General features: G+C 72.6%; 1 pseudogene. It reads left to right on the plus strand.

What is annotated here, in order from left to right:
* Positions 1-44: 44 nt before the first annotated feature.
* Positions 45-657, plus strand: a pseudogene (locus IE231_RS18125) (IS1634 family transposase); the annotation flags it as partial.

The raw sequence follows: 657 nt of genomic DNA on the forward strand, positions 1-657 counted from the left end.
CGGGGCGGTTCTGAGGCACTAATTGGTGCTCTACTGTGGTGGCTGTGGCGTGGATTCGGCGGGTTCGGACGGCCTCCGGGGCGACGGCCGTGCAGATCGCCGAGTCCGTGGGCGGGCGGCGGCGGATCGTGGCCCATGTCGGCTCGGCCCATACCGAGGCTGAGCTCGGGCTCCTGGTCGAGCGGGCGCGGGAGCTGCTGGACGACCCCGGCCAGGGCGAATTCGACTTGGGCCTGGCCCCTGCTGCGCCCAGGACTGCGCTGATCGGGCCGCCCGGAGCGCTGGCGCTCTTCGAGAACCCGGGGACACCGGTGCCAGGGCGATCGGCGGTTGCCCCGCCACGGGTGGTCGCCACCGCCTCACGGGTCCTCTTCGACGTGCTCGCGGCGGTGTTCGACGACCTCGGCTTCGACGCCCTCGCCGACGAGGTGTTCCGGGACCTGGTGGTCGCCCGGATCGTGGAGCCGACCTCCATCCTGGACACCGCCCGCGTGCTGGGCGACCTGGGTGTCCGCCCGGCGAGCGAGAAGACGATGCGGCGCACCCTGTCCCGCGCGCACAGGGGCAGCTACCGGGACCAGATCGCCAGGGCGTGCTTCGAGCACGCCGCGGCCAGCGGCGACGTCTCGCTGTGCCTGTACGACGTCACGACCCTGT

The organism is Sinomonas cellulolyticus (assembly GCF_014656475.1).
Classification (GTDB): Bacteria; Actinomycetota; Actinomycetes; order Actinomycetales; family Micrococcaceae; genus Sinomonas; species Sinomonas cellulolyticus.